Annotated in this window: 13 protein-coding genes and 5 pseudogenes; 4 read left to right on the forward strand and 14 right to left on the reverse strand. The window is 57.9% G+C overall.

The features are described from left to right. Window positions 1-53 precede the first annotated feature (53 nt). Window positions 54-1,006 (reverse strand): annotated as a pseudogene (locus tag L901_RS10120) (substrate-binding domain-containing protein). Window positions 1,007-1,182: 176 nt separating this feature from the next. On the opposite strand from L901_RS10120, the pseudogene L901_RS10125 reads away from it, so the two are divergent. After that, window positions 1,183-2,177: pseudogene (locus L901_RS10125) on the forward strand (LacI family DNA-binding transcriptional regulator). A 122-nt stretch (window positions 2,178-2,299) separates the two neighbouring features. Here the strand turns inward: L901_RS10125 and L901_RS10130 are convergent. Further along, on the reverse strand, window positions 2,300-3,853 hold the full coding sequence (locus L901_RS10130; RefSeq protein ID WP_059756167.1) for an ISL3 family transposase: 1,554 nt from the start codon (window positions 3,851-3,853) through the stop codon (window positions 2,300-2,302). 91 nt (window positions 3,854-3,944) lie between these two features. On the opposite strand from L901_RS10130, the pseudogene L901_RS10135 reads away from it, so the two are divergent. Beyond that, window positions 3,945-4,292, forward strand: a pseudogene (locus L901_RS10135) (transposase); the annotation flags it as partial. 119 nt (window positions 4,293-4,411) lie between these two features. Here L901_RS10135 and L901_RS10140 read toward each other — a convergent pair. The 5 genes from L901_RS10140 to L901_RS10160 form a co-directional block, all read right to left on the reverse strand. After that, window positions 4,412-5,416, reverse strand: a complete 1,005-nt coding sequence (locus tag L901_RS10140) for an NADP-dependent oxidoreductase (protein ID WP_059756170.1) — start codon at window positions 5,414-5,416, stop codon at window positions 4,412-4,414. A 31-nt stretch (window positions 5,417-5,447) separates the two neighbouring features. After that, a complete protein-coding gene (locus L901_RS10145; RefSeq protein ID WP_003504084.1) occupies window positions 5,448-6,311 on the reverse strand; it encodes an alpha/beta fold hydrolase in 864 nt (287 codons plus the stop codon). Window positions 6,312-6,359: 48 nt separating this feature from the next. Further along, the gene (locus L901_RS10150; RefSeq protein ID WP_003504083.1) at window positions 6,360-7,184 is read right to left on the reverse strand and encodes an oxidoreductase; all 825 of its coding nucleotides are present in this window, start codon (window positions 7,182-7,184) and stop codon (window positions 6,360-6,362) included. Window positions 7,185-7,297: 113 nt separating this feature from the next. Further along, entirely contained in the window at window positions 7,298-8,389 is a 1,092-nt protein-coding gene (locus tag L901_RS10155; protein WP_059756172.1) for an alkene reductase, read from the reverse strand. A 57-nt stretch (window positions 8,390-8,446) separates the two neighbouring features. Further along, window positions 8,447-9,235 carry an SDR family oxidoreductase gene (locus L901_RS10160; protein WP_082710574.1) on the reverse strand — a complete coding sequence of 263 codons (789 nt, stop codon included), beginning with the start codon at window positions 9,233-9,235 and terminating at the stop codon, window positions 8,447-8,449. A 109-nt stretch (window positions 9,236-9,344) separates the two neighbouring features. On the opposite strand from L901_RS10160, the gene L901_RS10165 reads away from it, so the two are divergent. Continuing rightward, window positions 9,345-9,893: a TetR/AcrR family transcriptional regulator gene (locus L901_RS10165; RefSeq protein WP_059756174.1), complete on the forward strand. Its 549-nt coding sequence runs from the start codon at window positions 9,345-9,347 to the stop codon at window positions 9,891-9,893. Between the two features lie 329 nt (window positions 9,894-10,222). On the opposite strand, the gene L901_RS10170 is transcribed toward L901_RS10165, so the two are convergent. Beyond that, window positions 10,223-10,798: a GNAT family N-acetyltransferase gene (locus L901_RS10170; protein WP_349642984.1), complete on the reverse strand. Its 576-nt coding sequence runs from the start codon at window positions 10,796-10,798 to the stop codon at window positions 10,223-10,225. 26 nt (window positions 10,799-10,824) lie between these two features. Between L901_RS10170 and L901_RS27925 the strand changes: the two are divergent. Further along, window positions 10,825-10,932, forward strand: a pseudogene (locus L901_RS27925) (IS5/IS1182 family transposase); the annotation flags it as partial. A 178-nt stretch (window positions 10,933-11,110) separates the two neighbouring features. On the opposite strand, the pseudogene L901_RS10175 reads toward L901_RS27925, so the two are convergent. The 6 genes and pseudogenes from L901_RS10175 to L901_RS10200 all read right to left on the reverse strand — a co-directional run. Then, window positions 11,111-11,474 (reverse strand): annotated as a pseudogene (locus tag L901_RS10175) (cupin domain-containing protein). 80 nt (window positions 11,475-11,554) lie between these two features. Continuing rightward, window positions 11,555-12,199, reverse strand: a complete 645-nt coding sequence (locus L901_RS10180) for a LysE family translocator (protein ID WP_003504075.1) — start codon at window positions 12,197-12,199, stop codon at window positions 11,555-11,557. Between the two features lie 112 nt (window positions 12,200-12,311). After that, the gene (locus L901_RS10185; protein WP_059756177.1) at window positions 12,312-13,142 is read right to left on the reverse strand and encodes an AraC family transcriptional regulator; all 831 of its coding nucleotides are present in this window, start codon (window positions 13,140-13,142) and stop codon (window positions 12,312-12,314) included. Between the two features lie 622 nt (window positions 13,143-13,764). Beyond that, window positions 13,765-14,526, reverse strand: coding sequence for an FMN-dependent NADH-azoreductase (locus tag L901_RS10190; protein ID WP_197419707.1), 762 nt, complete (start codon window positions 14,524-14,526; stop codon window positions 13,765-13,767). Between the two features lie 41 nt (window positions 14,527-14,567). Further along, the gene (locus L901_RS10195; RefSeq protein ID WP_059756181.1) at window positions 14,568-15,326 is read right to left on the reverse strand and encodes an ATP-dependent Zn protease; all 759 of its coding nucleotides are present in this window, start codon (window positions 15,324-15,326) and stop codon (window positions 14,568-14,570) included. Beyond that, on the reverse strand, window positions 15,323-15,649 hold a 327-nt coding region (locus L901_RS10200; RefSeq protein ID WP_156430051.1), incomplete at its 5' end, for an AAA family ATPase. The genes L901_RS10195 and L901_RS10200, both read right to left, overlap by 4 nt.

Here is a 15,649-nt window from a genome sequence, read left to right on the forward strand (position 1 = left end):
GGCGATGAGGGCAGCCCCCGCTGGAGGTGCGGAAGCTGCTGGATGGGTACCGCTCAGCGGATACCCTGGGAGGATTTCTCAATCACCGAAGCTGCGGTATCCTTCTCGACGAAGCTCGGACCCGAGGCGACGTTTCCAGCAGGAATCGTGCCATATCTTGCATTCAGTGCAAGGAAAGTGACTGGCAGATAACCTTGGAGATAGGGTTGCTGATCCACGGCAAAAGTGCCTTGCCTTCCGAAACAGCCTTCAGGAAATTGGCCGAAAGATCAAAAGAAGCGACCTTGACCTTTTCGCCGTTGCCCATCTTATCGACAACAACGACAGCCCGCTCACCAACGAGGGGTGCCGATAGGCCAAGTATGACATCGACGGAAGGATCAGAGGTCAAGGCAGCCTGAATCTTTGATTCAATTTCCGCCGGGTCGGCGGTCGTCGGCAGGATCGTAACCTTTCCACCTTCGAAACCCTTCTCGGTACCCGCGCAGCGCTGGTCAAGGGCGGCATTTCCGACCTCCTGGTTTACGCAAAGCACGTGCTTCATGCCGAGCGACTTGAGTTTTTCGCCGACCTTGACACCTGCCGTCAGTTCGTCCTGGCCAACATGGAGCTTGATGCCAAGCTTTTCAGTTGCTGCAATGCCGGAGTTCATGGAAATGACGGGGATACCGGCCGCGATGGCCTTAGCAATCGCCGGGCCCAGCGCATCCGGATCGGGATTGGAAATCACGATACCCGCCGGGTTCTGATTGACCGCTGCTTCAATGAGCTGTGCCATGGCGACCATGTCGAAGGTCTCCGGCGCCCGATAGTCGACCTTGGCATTGATGTCCTTGCCGGCCTGCATCATTCCGTTTTTCACGATCGACCAGAAGGGGTCAGACGCTTGTCCATGAGTGACAGCAATGATGCTGGGCTGTTCGTCGGCTTTGACGCCAACCGACCACGCGCCAGCCAGTGACACAGCAAAAACCGCAGAAGCGAACTTCTTCCAAATGGATTTCATTTTTTCCTCCTCGATGTCGCCCACTCCTCTGGGCGACCAATTCGAATGCTACCGGGTGCAAATTGGTTTGCTACCGGGTGCAAGCGGGTGCATGTTATGTCAGAATGCGATAAAAGCAAGCGTTCATTTCACTGGAATCTCAGATTGGAATGAATATTCCATTTGCAGGAGAAGTCATGCGCAAGAGATCAACGGCAAAACAGGTAGCGGAGGCTGCTGGCGTCTCCAAGTGGACTGTCATCAGAGCTTTTACGCCCGGGGCTTCAATCACCGAGGAAAGCAAGCGGAAGGTTCTTGAGACTGCTGCAGCTTTGAACTACACGCCAAACCTGCTTGCACGAAGCCTTGCCACAAGCTCAACGGGACAGGTGGCGGTTTTTGTCGACGACTTCTCAAATCCCCAAAAACTTCCATTTCTTGAAGCTCTGACCGAGAAGCTGCAAGCCGCGGGTCTGGTGGTGATGCTGATCAACATCAATAATCATTTTGACCATGTTAACGCCCTCCTCCACGCCGACCAGCGCCAGGTCGACGCCATAGTTCTATTTGGAACCGCGTTCAGAGACGAGAACTTGCGGATCTGCAGCACGGCCACGGCATGCCTCCCATGTTCGTGCTTGCACGCGACAGTCAGATCGACGGCGTTCCAGCAGTTGTTTGCGACGCGGAACACGCTCTCAGGGAGATTGTCGCTCACCTTCACGAACAGGGATACAAACGCCCGGGCTTCATGAGCGGTGCTGCCGCTTTGTCCACCGCTTTAAAGAGAGGCCACTACTTCACGGAGTTTTGGAAGGAAAGAGGCGTGCAAAACATCGTCCACATGAGTGCCGAAAAATATAGCCTGGACGCCGGCGCCACCTCGGTTAGGAAGTACTTAAGCGAGACGTCGCCGCTAGAGCGCGTGGATGTTCTGATGTGCGAAAATGACATTCTGGCGATGGGCGCGTTGGATGAGATCAGGGGAAACTTTCACCTTGAGGTACCAGGAGATATCGCGATAGTGGGCTTCGACAATTACGAATTATCGGGCTCATTCGGATACGGCATTACCACCTACGAGCAACCGCGCGATGAAATGGTTGATGCGATTTTGAGCATGATCAAGAAGCGCTCGGATTTGAAGACCGTAACTCTCCGGGGAAAGCTTGTCGTTCGAAGCTCGACATAAACGCTGCGACTTCGCCGGCTAAAAAACTCGATCGTCGCGACCCTGGTGGCCCTGAGCGCTTTGCGAGCAAGGTGTGTTTCGGCGTGGAATATTGGCTCTGACGCAGATTTGGTGCAATTCGCTCATGTCGCGCCGATCAGGCGAGCTTGAAGCAGATCAAGCTTTCCGCGACCGTACATCTGGCGCTTCACCAGCTTGAGCTTGGTGATCTGCCCCTCGGTTTGTCCATTGGACCACGGTGAGATGATCGCTGCTCGGACTGCCTCTATGTCTTTCGCAACGCCATTGCCAAAGGAGGCAACCAGACTTTCGCGAGCGCGGTCTATCCACGGCGCGAGCTCGTTTTCCGCCTTGCGCCGGATCATGCGATGGAAGTCGGCGATGATGTCGCGAGCTTTAACCAGCAAGGGAACACCGCCTTCTATTGCAGCGATGGTGACGGTCTCGGATTTCGTCAGATAGTCTCTGCTGGTTGTCAAAAGGCGGGCAATCGTTCGGGCAGAGGGAATGCGGTTCAACGTTTCCGCATCCGCCTTGTCGGCCCGCTTCCGTCGTGTTGCCCATTCACTTACGACCCGGCGCGAACCACGAAAGCCCCGTGTTCTCAACCGCCGCCACAGCTCAGTAGCATTCCGCTTGCCAGCAGTCCATTGAGCATCGAGCCATTCGAGATAGGTCTCCAACGAGCTCTCTCTTGACCGAAAGACGTCGTTGCGTTGTCCCCTGAGCACTTGGCGGACCAAGCCGCGGCTATGACCGGTACGGCGCACAATTTCCTTTATCGTCGCACCGTCCTTTGCGAACGCCATGATGACCGTGTTGGTCTGTTCTCGCCGGAGATAGCCCTGGTATTGAAGGCGTTCGGCCGCGGTCAGCAGCTTGGGATTGATGCGCGTTGCACCGAGCGTCTTGCGGATTTGCCGCATAGATTTGCGAACGGTGTCCAGGAATGCACGGCTGGCATTCTCCATCAGATGCCATCGATCAGCGACCTGCACTGCATCGGGCAACGCCTTTGCTGCCGCCAGCCCGTAAGCGCCGCCGCGGTCACGCGCTATAATCTGGATTTGGGGATTTCCCCGCAACCAGGCCTCTGCCGTCGCTGGCTCACGGTCCGGTAGCAGACGGATCGGCCGCCGACGCTCCAGGTCACACACGATCGTGCCATAGCGATGATTGCGCCGCCAGGCCCAGTCATCGATGCCGATCACCGACGGCGGGATCGACGGCGGTAACCCTTGCCTGCGGATAACTCGTAGCAAGGTGTCGTTACTGACGGGAAGCATCAACCGCTGGGCAAAACGCGCCGCCGGGCGTCCTCCAAGTGCAAGCGCTAAATGGTGGACGAGATGCTCGAGACGCCCGGTTCGTCTGGCGTAGGGAGGGAGCACATCGCCGAACCGCTCGGAGAATATTTGCCTGCCGCAGAGCACCGCGTCACAGGTGAACCTACGTGTGCGGACGAGAAGTCGGACACGCCTTCCCGACAGAGGGAGGTCCGCGACCTGGCGGCAATAACGGCTTCGAACCGTCCGCGAGATTCGTCCGCATGCCGGACATGACGCGGTAGCGCCGGCTCGGGAAAGCAAGATGCAGGTCTCATCGTCAATGTGGGTGATGCGTTCGGCGATGAAACCAGCCGGTACCAAATCAGAGGGGCGAAACTTGGTGCTCATCAGGCTGATTCCTTTGTGGAAACCAGCAAAGCAGCATCGTTACAACTGCATCAAAACTGAGTCAGAGCCAACATTCCATGCCGATTGACAGGATGCAGCCATCGGAACCGTCGCCAACGACGAGGAACGGCCAATCATCCATTCTGATCGCGGAGCCCATTATCGATGGCCCGGCTGGTTAACCCGTATCAGCGAAGCAAGACTGGTTCGCTCGATGTCTCGAAAGGGTTGCTCGCAAGACAACGCCGCGTGCGAAGGGTTCTTCGGTCGGTTGAAAACCGAGCTCTTCTATCCACGAGACTGGAAGGTCATCACGATCGAGCAGTTCGTGGCAGAGGTGGACGCCTACATCCGATGGTACAATGAAACGCGCATCAAAATATCACTGGGATCACTTAGCCCGGTCGAATATCGTAAGAGCCTCGGCCTGAGTATTTAAAACAGTCCAACTTTTTATCCGCCCCCCCACCGGCTCAGTTCCGCGTGGAAACCAACACCATGAGCCATCGAAGCGGACATCATCCTTCGAAAAGAACGACCTGCCTGCTTGCGAGACGGTCATTGTGCAACGGCAACAACAACCTTCCCCTTGGCACGCCCGGTTTCGACATAAGCCAAGGCGTCAGCCGTCTGCGCAAAAGGGAACACCTTGTCGACGACCGGACGGATGGCGCCGGCGTCGATCAGCTTGGCGATCTCGCTCAATTGCTGCCCTTGCGCGCGCATGAACAGGAAGGAGTAGTCGACGCTGCGGCTCTTTGCCTTTTTCAGAATGCCTCGGCTCAACATTCGCACAACTAAGCGCAAGAACAGGTTCAGTTTCAGGGATTTGGCGAAGGGAACGTCCGGGGGTCCAGAGATCGAAATCAGCTTCCCGCCGGGCTTCAGCACATTCACCGACTTTTCCAGCGTCTTGGCATCCTGGCTGTTCAGCACCAGATCGTAACCGGACAGCAACTGCTCGAAATCCTGCGTCTTGTAGTCGATGATCACATCCGCACCGAGGCTTTTGACAAGCTCGGCATTGGCGGCACTGGTGGTGGTTGCCACGGTGGCGCCAAGATGTTTTGCAAGCTGGATGGCAAACGTGCCGACACCGCCGGAACCGGCCTGAAGGAAGACCTTCTGGCCTGGCTTGACCTTGCCCACTTCGACCAGCGCCTGCCAGGCGGTCAGTCCGACCAGCGGGATCGAGGCGGCCTCCTCCATGGAGAGGCTTGTCGGTTTCAGCGCGAGGTCTGCGGCATCGACCGCAATCAACTCTGCAAAGGTGCCTGCCCTGAGATCGCGCGGACGGGCGTAGACCTCGTCGCCCGACTTGAACTGCCGGACGTTGGCACCGACACGGAGGACCGTGCCGGCCAGATCATGACCGAGAATGAAGGGCGGTCGATAGGGCAGGAAGAGCTTGAACTCGCCATCGCGCACCTTGGAATCCAGAAGGTTGATCGCGGTGGCCTCGATGCGAACCAGCACATCATTGGCACCGATCTGAGGTTCGGGCATGTCGGCCAGACGTAGCGCGCCCTTCTTCTTGTATTTATCGACAACGAAGGCTTTCACGGGCTTTCTCCAGTGTGAAACGAGTGTTCGGTCAGGCAGCCAGGAAAGCCAGGGCTTTCGGCACGAACTGGGCATGGTATTGGAAGATCCCGCCGTGGCTGGCATCCTCGTATATCACGAGTTTGGCGTTGGGGATGCGCCGCGCCATATCGCGGCTGTTGGATGTTGGCACCATGATGTCATTGTCCCCGTTGGCCACAAGAACGGGAATGTGGATGCGTCCCAGATCCTGCGGTGTCTGACGGCCCCAGGTCTTGATGGCGCTAAGCTGGCGCAGGAATGCGCGTGGTGTCGGCTCCTCGTCGCGATCGATCTGGCGCTCTTTGAGGCGTGCCAGAAAGTCCTTCGCTGCCCGGCGGCCATTGGTTGACGACGTGAAGAACAGGTAGGTCTTGGGGTCCTGCAAGGTCAGCATGCCCTTGATGATCAAAGGCCAGGAGACGGCTCCGACCCTTGCAATACCCGTTCCGCCGGCAGGTCCCGTGCCGGTGAGGATCAGCTTGCGCACCAGGTCGGGCGTTTTCAGCACAATATCCTGGGCGACGAAGCCGCCAAGTGAGAAGCCCATGAGGTCAACCGTGGTGAAGCCCAGCTCACTGATGACGGCGATGACATCGCGGGCCATTTCATCGATCGTGACTGGCGCCGTTCCGCTGGAAAGGCCGATCCCCTGATAGTCCAGCGCAATGATATGGTGAGAGACAGCAAGCCCATCGACAATGCGCGGGTCGAAATTATCCAGCACGGCGCCCCAGTGATTGAGAAGAACCAGCGGAACGCCGCCGCGCGGGCCAAGCTCGCGATAGGCAAAGCGGATGTTGCCTGCCATGATGAAGCGGTTGGGAGCGTCGCGGTAGCGATATGTCGATGCAGTCTTGATCGATGCGTAGGTCATGATGGCTCTGCCTTGCCCGCACGCGGGCCGGTACGTGAATGGATAATCTCAGGCGATGTTGAACTGCTTGCGCAGGATGCGATCGAACAGCGCACGCGGCAGGAAACGCCGGGCAAACGAGGTCTGTCGGGCAGCCTTGCCAGAGGGGTAGCGCAGCCGCGGCTTCCGGGCCTGCGCTGCCGCAAGGATGGTCGCTGCGACATCCTCCGCCGTGTCGCCAGCCGCCATCGCTGCATTGAACGCGGCCTGGTAGCGGGCGAATACCTCGCGATAGGCGGCAACCGGGTGGTCGCCCTGCGGTGAGTTGGCTTCGATGGAGGTCTTCGTCGCCCATGGCTCGATGACGGCGACCCGGATACCGAACGGTCGCGCCTCATGGTCCAGGGATTCGGAATAGCCCTCGATTGCGTGTTTGCTTGCCGTGTAATACGCGCCGAAGGGGCCAGGAATAAGCCCAACGACCGAACCGATGTTCAGAATCCGTCCAGCACCCTGCTGACGCATGATCGGAAGGACTGCGTTCGTCACCCGCACGACGCCCAGAAAGTTGGTGTCGAACAGCGCGCGAACCTGCTCGATCGAACTTTCCTCCGCGGCCCCGGATACGGCGTAGCCGGCATTGTTGACGAGTAGGTCGATGCGGCCGAGTTCCACATGTGCCAGAGCCACGGCGGCGGCAACGGAAGCGACCGAGGTCACGTCGCAAGCGATCATTCTGATGCCATCGCGGATCTCGCCGGGTGCCGCCTTGCGGCTTGTGCCGATCACCCGGTAGCCCGCGCGGCTAAGCGCCAATGCCGCCGCCTTGCCGATACCGCTGGAGGCGCCGGTCACGAATGCAGTCTTCTGTTCTTTCGATGCAACGGCCGCCATAGCGTTCTTCTCGATCTGGCGCGCGACATCCGGCCGCGCTGCTTTTGATTGTCAGGGATTGGTAATGATGATCGGCATCACAGGGGCCGCACCGAAATGAGGCCCCTGATCGCTCAAATGCCCGAAGTGTCGGTAAAGCGCGGATAGTCGGTATAACCCGCAGCACCTCCGCCGTAGATCGTCGTCGGATTGATCTCAGCCAGCGGCGCGCCGCTTTGCAGTCGCTCCACGAGATCGGGATTGGCAATGAAGGGACGACCGAAGGCGATGAGATCCGCCTTGTCATCGGCCAGATGCGAAGTCGCAAGGTCGAGATCATAGCCATTGTTGGCGATATAAGTCTTGCTGAAGCGGCCGCGCAGCGATCCGTAATCGAAGGGTGCGACGTCGCGCGGCCCACCGGTGGCACCTTCAACGACATGAATGTAGGCGATGCCGAGCGCATCGAGCTGATCAACGATATAGTTGTATTGCGTCTGGGGATCGCTGGAGGAGATACCGTTGGCGGGTGAGACTGGCGAAATCCGGATGCCGGTGCGCTCAGCGCCGATTTCCTGCGCCACCGCAGCGGTGACTTCGAGCATCAGGCGCGCGCGGTTTTCGACGGAACCGCCATAGGCATCGGTGCGGACATTGGCGCCGTCCTTTGCGAACTGCTCCAGCAGATAGCCATTGGCCCCGTGAACCTCGACGCCATCGAAGCCCGCCTCGATGGCATTGGCTGCGGCCTTGCGGAAATCGCTGACGATGCCGGGAAGCTCATCAAGCTCAAGGGCACGCGGCTCCGATACGTCGGCGAAACCGTTGTTCACGAACGTTTTGGTCCCGGCACGGATCGCCGAGGGTGCGGCCGGTGCGTCACCGCCAAGAAGATCAACATGGCTGACGCGACCGACATGCCAGAGCTGAACGAAGATCCGTCCGCCCTTGGCATGAACCGCGTCGGTAACCTTGCGCCAACCCTCAATCTGCTCAGGCGTGTAGAGGCCGGGCGTATCCTGGTAGCCTTGGGCCTGCCTGGAAACCTGCGTCGCTTCGGTGATAATCAGTCCGGCGCTTGCGCGCTGGGCATAATATTCCGTGGCGAGATCGCTCGGCACGAGGCCCGCTGCGGCGCGATTGCGCGTGAGAGGCGCCATAACGACACGGTTTGCAAGGGTGATGCCGCCGAGAGCGTAGGGTTCGAAAAGTGTCTTGTCGATCATGATTTACCTATATTGTTGCCGCAGAAACGGCCATCTATCGGGATGGGCGCACGCACTTTAGGCAAGGTTACGGTAACGTTCGCCAGGCAGTGCATTACCGAAGTTGGCCATCATGGTCTTGCGGGCGAGGTCGAATGCGTCCCACTGGCCGGCGTCAGGAAGCGGCGGGATAGTAACCGGCTCACGGCGGTCGAACCCGACCAAGGCCGCATCGACCAGATCGCCCACTTCCATCACGTTGTTCATTTTGCTGACGTCAGCGCCGACATGGTCCCATATTTCGGTCCGGGTCGTGGCAGGAAGAACGGCCTGGATGTAGACACCCTTCGGCCCAAGTTCTTGCGCAAGTCCCTGTGACAGGAAAAGAACGAAAGCCTTGGTCGCGCCGTAGACCGTCATGCCGAATTCCGGTGCAAGGCCAACGACCGAACCGATATTGACGATCGCACCCTCACCGGCCTCGGCAAGACGCGGAGCGATGGCCCTGGCAAGCCGGACAAGTGCGGTCGCGTTGAGCGCAACGAGCTTGGTCATGTCATCGATGCTCTGATCGATGAAGGTCCCGCCGATCGCCGTTCCGGCATTGTTGACGAGAATGCCGATGCGCGCATCGTCACGCAGCCTGGTCTCGACCTTGGCGAGATCCGTCGCCTGGGTGAGATCCGCCTGGAGGGTAACGACCGTCACACCGGTTTCCTGGCGCAGACGGCTCGCAAGCGTCTCCATACGCACCACGTCTCGGGCGACCAGCACCAGATCGTGTCCGCGGCGTGCAAAGCGTTCGGCATAGGTTGCGCCAATGCCCGTGGAGGCGCCGGTGATCAGGACTGTAGGAATTTGGCTCATTGGATTGCTCTTTTCTCTAACTGACCTTATATTCATGATAATCATCATGATTGAGTTAAATATGATGACCATCATGTAAATGTCAACAGCCGTCGTGGAGAATTTTGAAATGAAGGTCAGCCGAGAACAGATGGCGGAAAACCGACGCCGAATTCTGGATGTCGCCAGCCGGTTGTTTAAGGACAAGGGGTTCGAGGCTGTAAGCGTCGCGGAGGTCATGAAAGCAGCCGGCATGACCCATGGTGGCTTTTACGGCCACTTCACCTCAAAAGACGATCTGGTGGCGCAGACCCTTGCGCACGCCCTCGGCGCAGACAGTTTTGAAGGTGGCGGGTTCAGCGATTTCGTCCGCTCCTATCTGGCGCCGCGTCACCGGGATAATCCCGGTAATGGATGCCCGACGGCAGGCCTGGCGGCTGCCATTCGTCACCAGACGCCCGCGGCGAAAGCCGTTATGGCCGAGGGACTGCGCTCCCAAGTCGCACGTATTGAGCAGGCGCTTCCGGACGGGGGTTCGGCCGGTGCCCGCCGCGCGGCGATCGGGAGCTGGGCGGCCATGATCGGAGCCGTCATCCTCGCTAGGGCAGTTGACGATCCTGACTTGTCTGACGAGGTTCTTGAGCAGACGCGCGCTTGGATCGACGCAAATATCGGCTAGGAGCATCAGAGAGTGCGCATTTCAAGTGCCTGATCTACGTCTGCTTCGAGGAAACGATCGAATTTGACGTGACGACCGACATGGGGGCGCGAAGCGGTAACTATTCCGCTCTTACGCCCTAAGCGGGAGGCCAGCGGAGTGCTGCATAGAGGCTTGAGGCGCAACATAAGAGAGATGGCGGTTCACTATGTCGTCGGGGAAGACCTCCAGGCATCATCACCTGCGATGATCAGGACGCGGTGTAGTTGCCCTCAAACCGTTGAGGAACAGGCTTTTGTGTGACGATCCAGAAAATCACCCGCTGGCCTGAAAGAAGATCGCCAGATGTGCTAAAGCTTGAAGTTCTTCCGGTTGTACGCGTGCTGGAAGCCTATTTTTCTGAGGTTGTCATAGGAGATATTGAGCTTGCCAGCCGAGGGTACTTCTGTTTCGACGACGAACGTCAAAACGCCCTGTTCGATACCGTAGTCGGTGCGAGCCTGGATGAGCGCCTTTTGAACGCCCCGATTCCGAAACTCGGGGGCTGTGGTACCGCCACCGAGCCACGCATATGAACCCGAGACGTACATGGCGCCGGTGCCGATAGGCGTTTCATCATCAAGAGCGAAAAAACACGACCAGCCCTCTTTACCCACAATGGCGGACCAGAGGGCGGTCAAGCTTGGCGGGAAGTTGAAACCCTTGCACATCATCGATCCGAAGAGCAGGGCTTCGTCGCCTTGAACTTTTCGGGTGCGCTCACTGACCGGCGCATCGAGGTTGCTAAAAGGCGCGCTGCGGGTAAGCTTTGCCCATCCGGGACTGTGCTCGGGCAGCTCCTTGGTCTGGATCCAGTTTCTCACCTCGTCCGAGACAGCGTCCAGCCCCAGAACACGATTTAGGCCGATCGCCGGTCCGCTTGGCAACGAGATCGCGCATCCGCCGTTGATGACAAGGCAGGTCGCTGTCTGGTCAGCACACTGAAGTCGCCATCGGTTGCGCCGTCCTCAACCGCATGCTTGCTTGCGCACGCCCGAAAGCGTCCGCCGCAAAGCAGCCACGCCGTAGTCAGCCGTTTCAAAGATCCCCATCCGTTCAGTTCCACATCCGTGCACCAACGCCCCCGTCGTGCTCGAAACGTGGTCGGCCGAGAAGCTCGGAAAAGACGGCTTGACCTTGCTGCTTATAAAAAACGTCGGCGTCTCAGTTTGCTTCCTTTTGGTTGAGAACAAAGAAGGTCATTGCAACTGTTCGTCGATGCTGCGGGTACGGTCAGTGGTCGCATCACCGGTGTGCTTCGTGCCGACGGGTTCGATTAGGACGATCCAGCATTCCTTGTCTGCCACCGGATTGTGCATGGTCGCCTTCGGCACGATATGGGAATCGCCCTGCCTCAGGTGAACAAACCGGTCTTCGTACTCGATGCGAAGAGATCCTTTGACGACATGGAAGAGTTCGTCCTCGTCGTCGCTTATGCCAAACTAGCTCTCCAAGAAATTTGGCGACCTTCAGTTATTGGTCATTAACGCAGCCAATGACCTTGGGAGACCAATGCTCTGTCACGCTCTGGAGCGCTGTAACGAAGTTATCGGATGCATGCACTGCAATCTCCCTTTCGTTCGTGTTTGAGTCAGAAGCCTCGCTGCGGGTCAATCAACGGGACTCCACTTACTCGATCTCCGCTAGGTTCTATGGACCTGATTTCCCGCAAAGGCAGCCGTTATTCCAAGGCCAATCAAGAGGCCCCCACTGACATAGCGTTCGGCTGTGAGAAAGCCCCGATTGCGCCTCAGGTAGTCGCCCCCAAAGCCTGCGGCAAGCGCATAGCCGCCATCGGTGATAATACCAAGCAGAGTATAGACCAAGCCTAGAAAAGCGATTTGCATCGCTACTTGGCCGAGGCTTACATCAACAAATTGAGGTAGGAAAGCCAGGAAGAAAAGGGCAGTTTTAGGGTTGAGCAGATTGACGACAAAACCATCCCGCAGCAGGCGCCAATAACCATTCGTCTTGATTGTGATATTGTCGTCAGGAATCTGGCTCCGGCCCAAAATCCTCCTCAGCCCAAGCCAGACCAAGTAGGCCGCTCCCGCATACTGGATAACGCCAAATGCCAGAGCCGACGATGCCAAAACCGCCGACAAACCCAGCGCTGCGATAATGACATGTACGAGCGTCGCAGCATGAATCCCGAGGATCGAAACAAAGCCTGCGAGGCGGCCCTGCTCGAGCGATCGGGCAAAAATGTACAGAACCGCGGGACCTGGAATCAGAAGTAATGCCAAGGCGGAGCCGACGAACAACCCGAGATTTTCTATCGCTGGCATAACTGTCCTCCAATTGCTTTAATTTTCGCATGCCTAACGCAGGCCGCGAGCGGTCTTTCAAAAGAAACCGCAAAAGCAGGAAGAACATACGGACGCCCAACCGTCTTGAACGCTATAAACCTCGCGCATAGGAAATGGGAGTAACTCCGGTCGTTTGCTTAAACAAACGCGAAAGATGACTCTGATCCGCAAAGCCAACAATGCCGGCCACCTCCGCCGGCGGAATACCTGACCGAAGCAATTGCCGAGCCTGGGACAGCCGCAATTGTCGTTGGTAGGCATGCGGCGGCAATCCAATTGAAGATCGGAAGGATCGCACGAGGTAAACCGGATTCAAACCGACCAGCCGTGCAAGTTCAGAAAGAGAAATGCGCTTGTCGTAGTTGGCGTCAAGAAACTCACGAACGGTCGTAACATGACGCGGCTCGTTTCCTGCGTCGATCGTCGCGGTCCATTTCCCTCTTGAGTAAGCGGCAAGGGCAGCAAGACCACTTGTGAGCATCGTCTCTCCCTCAAACCCACCATCATCTATTTCGAGCGAGCGATGAGCGTTGCCAAGGTTTTGGAATAGCTGGATATCGCCAAGGCATTGCAAACGCTCGAGGGGTGGTAGGCGCGTCTCCCCTGGATCAAGCACCGCGTACTGAAGAAACGCCGGAGATACGAACAGGCAACGGTAGTTCAACGTCTCCTCATCGCCCGGCAAGCACATGTGAACGACACCCGGTGCAAGAACATTTATATTCCCGGGCCTAAGGGCCTCGTGCGGCTTTTCGCAGAGGAAGGTCATCGTCCCGCGTTCATGAAGATGGATCGCATACGCGTCATGAAAGTGTTTCGGAAAGCGGTGCTGCGTTCCGGATGCGCGCAATAGTTCGACCCCAGCTACCTCATGACTACGCCAAATCCGTATACCTCCCGCGTCCTTCTTCCCTCGCACCATTCGGTAACCCTTCCTACAAATACGCGCGCTCACAGTCCCTCATAGTAACCGAAGTTTTTTAATCCGGTCGATTGGTAATGACGACACGACCAGCAATCCAGCATGAGTGTGGCGATGCAGCGGCGCAGGGACTTTTCGCGGAAGGTTTATAGCGTTCAAGACGCGCATTGTCCCTTGTGCGAAATCCAATCGCAGCAGCCCCCCGACTGAGAACAACAACCAATTGCAGGCCGGGGATGATAGAGGGAGCAGGAGCATCGGATCATTGGCGAAATTTCGATAAGTATTCGCGCCGCGACTGGAGTGCGTTTTTTTTCGCACTTGCAATTTCCCAGCAGGGCTTTGAGCCAACCGGCCCTGCTTTTTGCCCGGCCGGTTACTTTTCAGTGACCGGTCGGGCTTTTTCTTTGCTGGACTGTCAATCAGCGCTGAACATTCACCCCTTGGGGTGCGTGGGATCGGTGAACGCTGTGGAGTCTCGGACTGACACGAACAGACATGAATGCTGCCGTCCGTGAGGACACCAACATCGTGAAGGCGATGAAGCGAATGGTGGCTACAGGCTCTGATTGCTTCAAAGCGCAACCTTCGAGATCGTCCCGGCATTGAGGCTCGTAAGGCGTCAGTGCCGGGCTTGATTTTCTGCCACACCGGCATCCATTCCGGCGGCCCGTTCGATCCCGTCCTGCAAGGTACCCAGAAAACCATCCATGGTCTGTTCGCGCAGGTCTACGGCTTTGGCACCACCGCCTGCGACGAATGTTACATCGGTGATGCCGATAACTTTGAGAATAAGCCGAAGGTACAGGGCGGCGATGTCGCGGTCCTGGATGGGCGATCCTTCAGTATAAACTCCACCGGAAGCAATCAAAACCGTCGCCTTCCTGCCTTCAAGCATTCCCGTGCCATCGAACCCAAGTGTCAGCCCCTTGCGAACGATGTGGTCGAACCATGCCTTCAGGACGGCGGGAATATTATAGTTGTAGACAGGAGTGGCGATGACGACATGGTCCGCCGCAATCAACTCCTGAACCAGCTCGTCGGACAGGCTTAAAGCCTGTTTCATCTCAGGTGAGTGCTGGTCGCTCGGCGTGAAGTAAGCCTGCAGCCATGGCTCAGTCACGAACCGAAGATCAGTGTTCATGAGATCCCGATTGACGATCTGACCATCTGGCCAGGTTCTTTTCCACGCGTCGACAAAACGCCGCGTCATGTTTCGCGATATCGAGGCTTCGCCGCGCGGGCTGGATTCTACTACGAGCATTGTTGGCATCCGGGCGCGTGTCCTCACCTCCTGACCTATTGCGGCAGAGCTGATCTTATCTTTGACCAGATCGCTTATCATGACTTCGTGCGGCTCGCGCGCCTTCAATAACGCTGCCATGACGGTGGCCCTTACACCCCTCATCGCCCGAACGATGAGCTTCAAGACGTCAGGATTTTCAGCACGGCCTCTTCATCCATTGCCTGGGCCTCAAACAGGACCTTTGCGAGTGCATTGAAGGTTGGTCTGTGCCTCCTGAGGATTGCCGCCGCCCGATCGAGTGCCGCTACCAGCCTGGCATGAACGCGAGCGGCCAGTTCGGTATCTCGGTCCAGAACCGCGCCCGCATCGCGATGCGGCCGATAGAGCAGCGGATGTTGAGCCCCGAAGCCGAGCGTCCGCTCCATGTCAAAGGCGAGCCGCGTGGCCCGCGCCAGATCGCTGTCGTCGGTACCTCCCGAACCGCTCGAGACACGTTTCAGCACCAGTTGCTCGGCAGCCCGCCCGGCCATCAGCATGGTCAGCATGTTTTCGTACCAATCGCGCGTGTCGGTGGCCCAGACGTGGAAGCCGACGAGATTGTAGCCGCCCTCGCCGGAATCGATATTGAGACCGCGAACGGGTCCGAGATCGAGCGCATGATGCACGACCGCATGTCCGGCCTCGTGGAACGCGAAGCGCCAGCGCAGATTATAGGGCACGGGCGGGCGATGCCCGCGGATGCCCTCTTCGATATCCTCATAACGAACCGCCCGCTTGCCGCGCCGCGCCTTTAATCGCGCTTCCCGGACGATGCGTTCGATATCCGCACCCGTCATCCCCATTGCCCGCGTGGCAAGCCGCCTGAGGATCGCATCGGAATTGCCTTCTCGCGCGGCCGCCGACAATTCCGACGCGTTGGTGTTCTGCTGCTCGGTCATCGACTGGCTCCTTTCCATTGGTCTTCTTCTTCCTCCAGATAATCGGCGACGATCTTCTTCAGAGAGAATCCGTCCTCGGTTTCAGACCGGGTTTCTGGTACCGGCTCCCGGATCAGCGATGTCACATCGTCACCGAGATGATGGGCCAGGATTTCGGCCAGCGTCGGGATATCGGGCCTGGGGATTTCGATATGGGTCTCCAATCGTCCGGATCGCCTGATGGCCTCGTCGATATGATCGGGCCGGTTGGTGGCGCCGACGACGATCAGCCCTTCGTTTTTGATCGCGCCATCGAGCAGTTCCAGCGCCTTGTTGACGACGGT

This window comes from Agrobacterium sp. D14 (genome assembly GCF_001526505.1).
Taxonomy (GTDB): domain Bacteria; phylum Pseudomonadota; class Alphaproteobacteria; order Rhizobiales; family Rhizobiaceae; genus Agrobacterium; species Agrobacterium leguminum.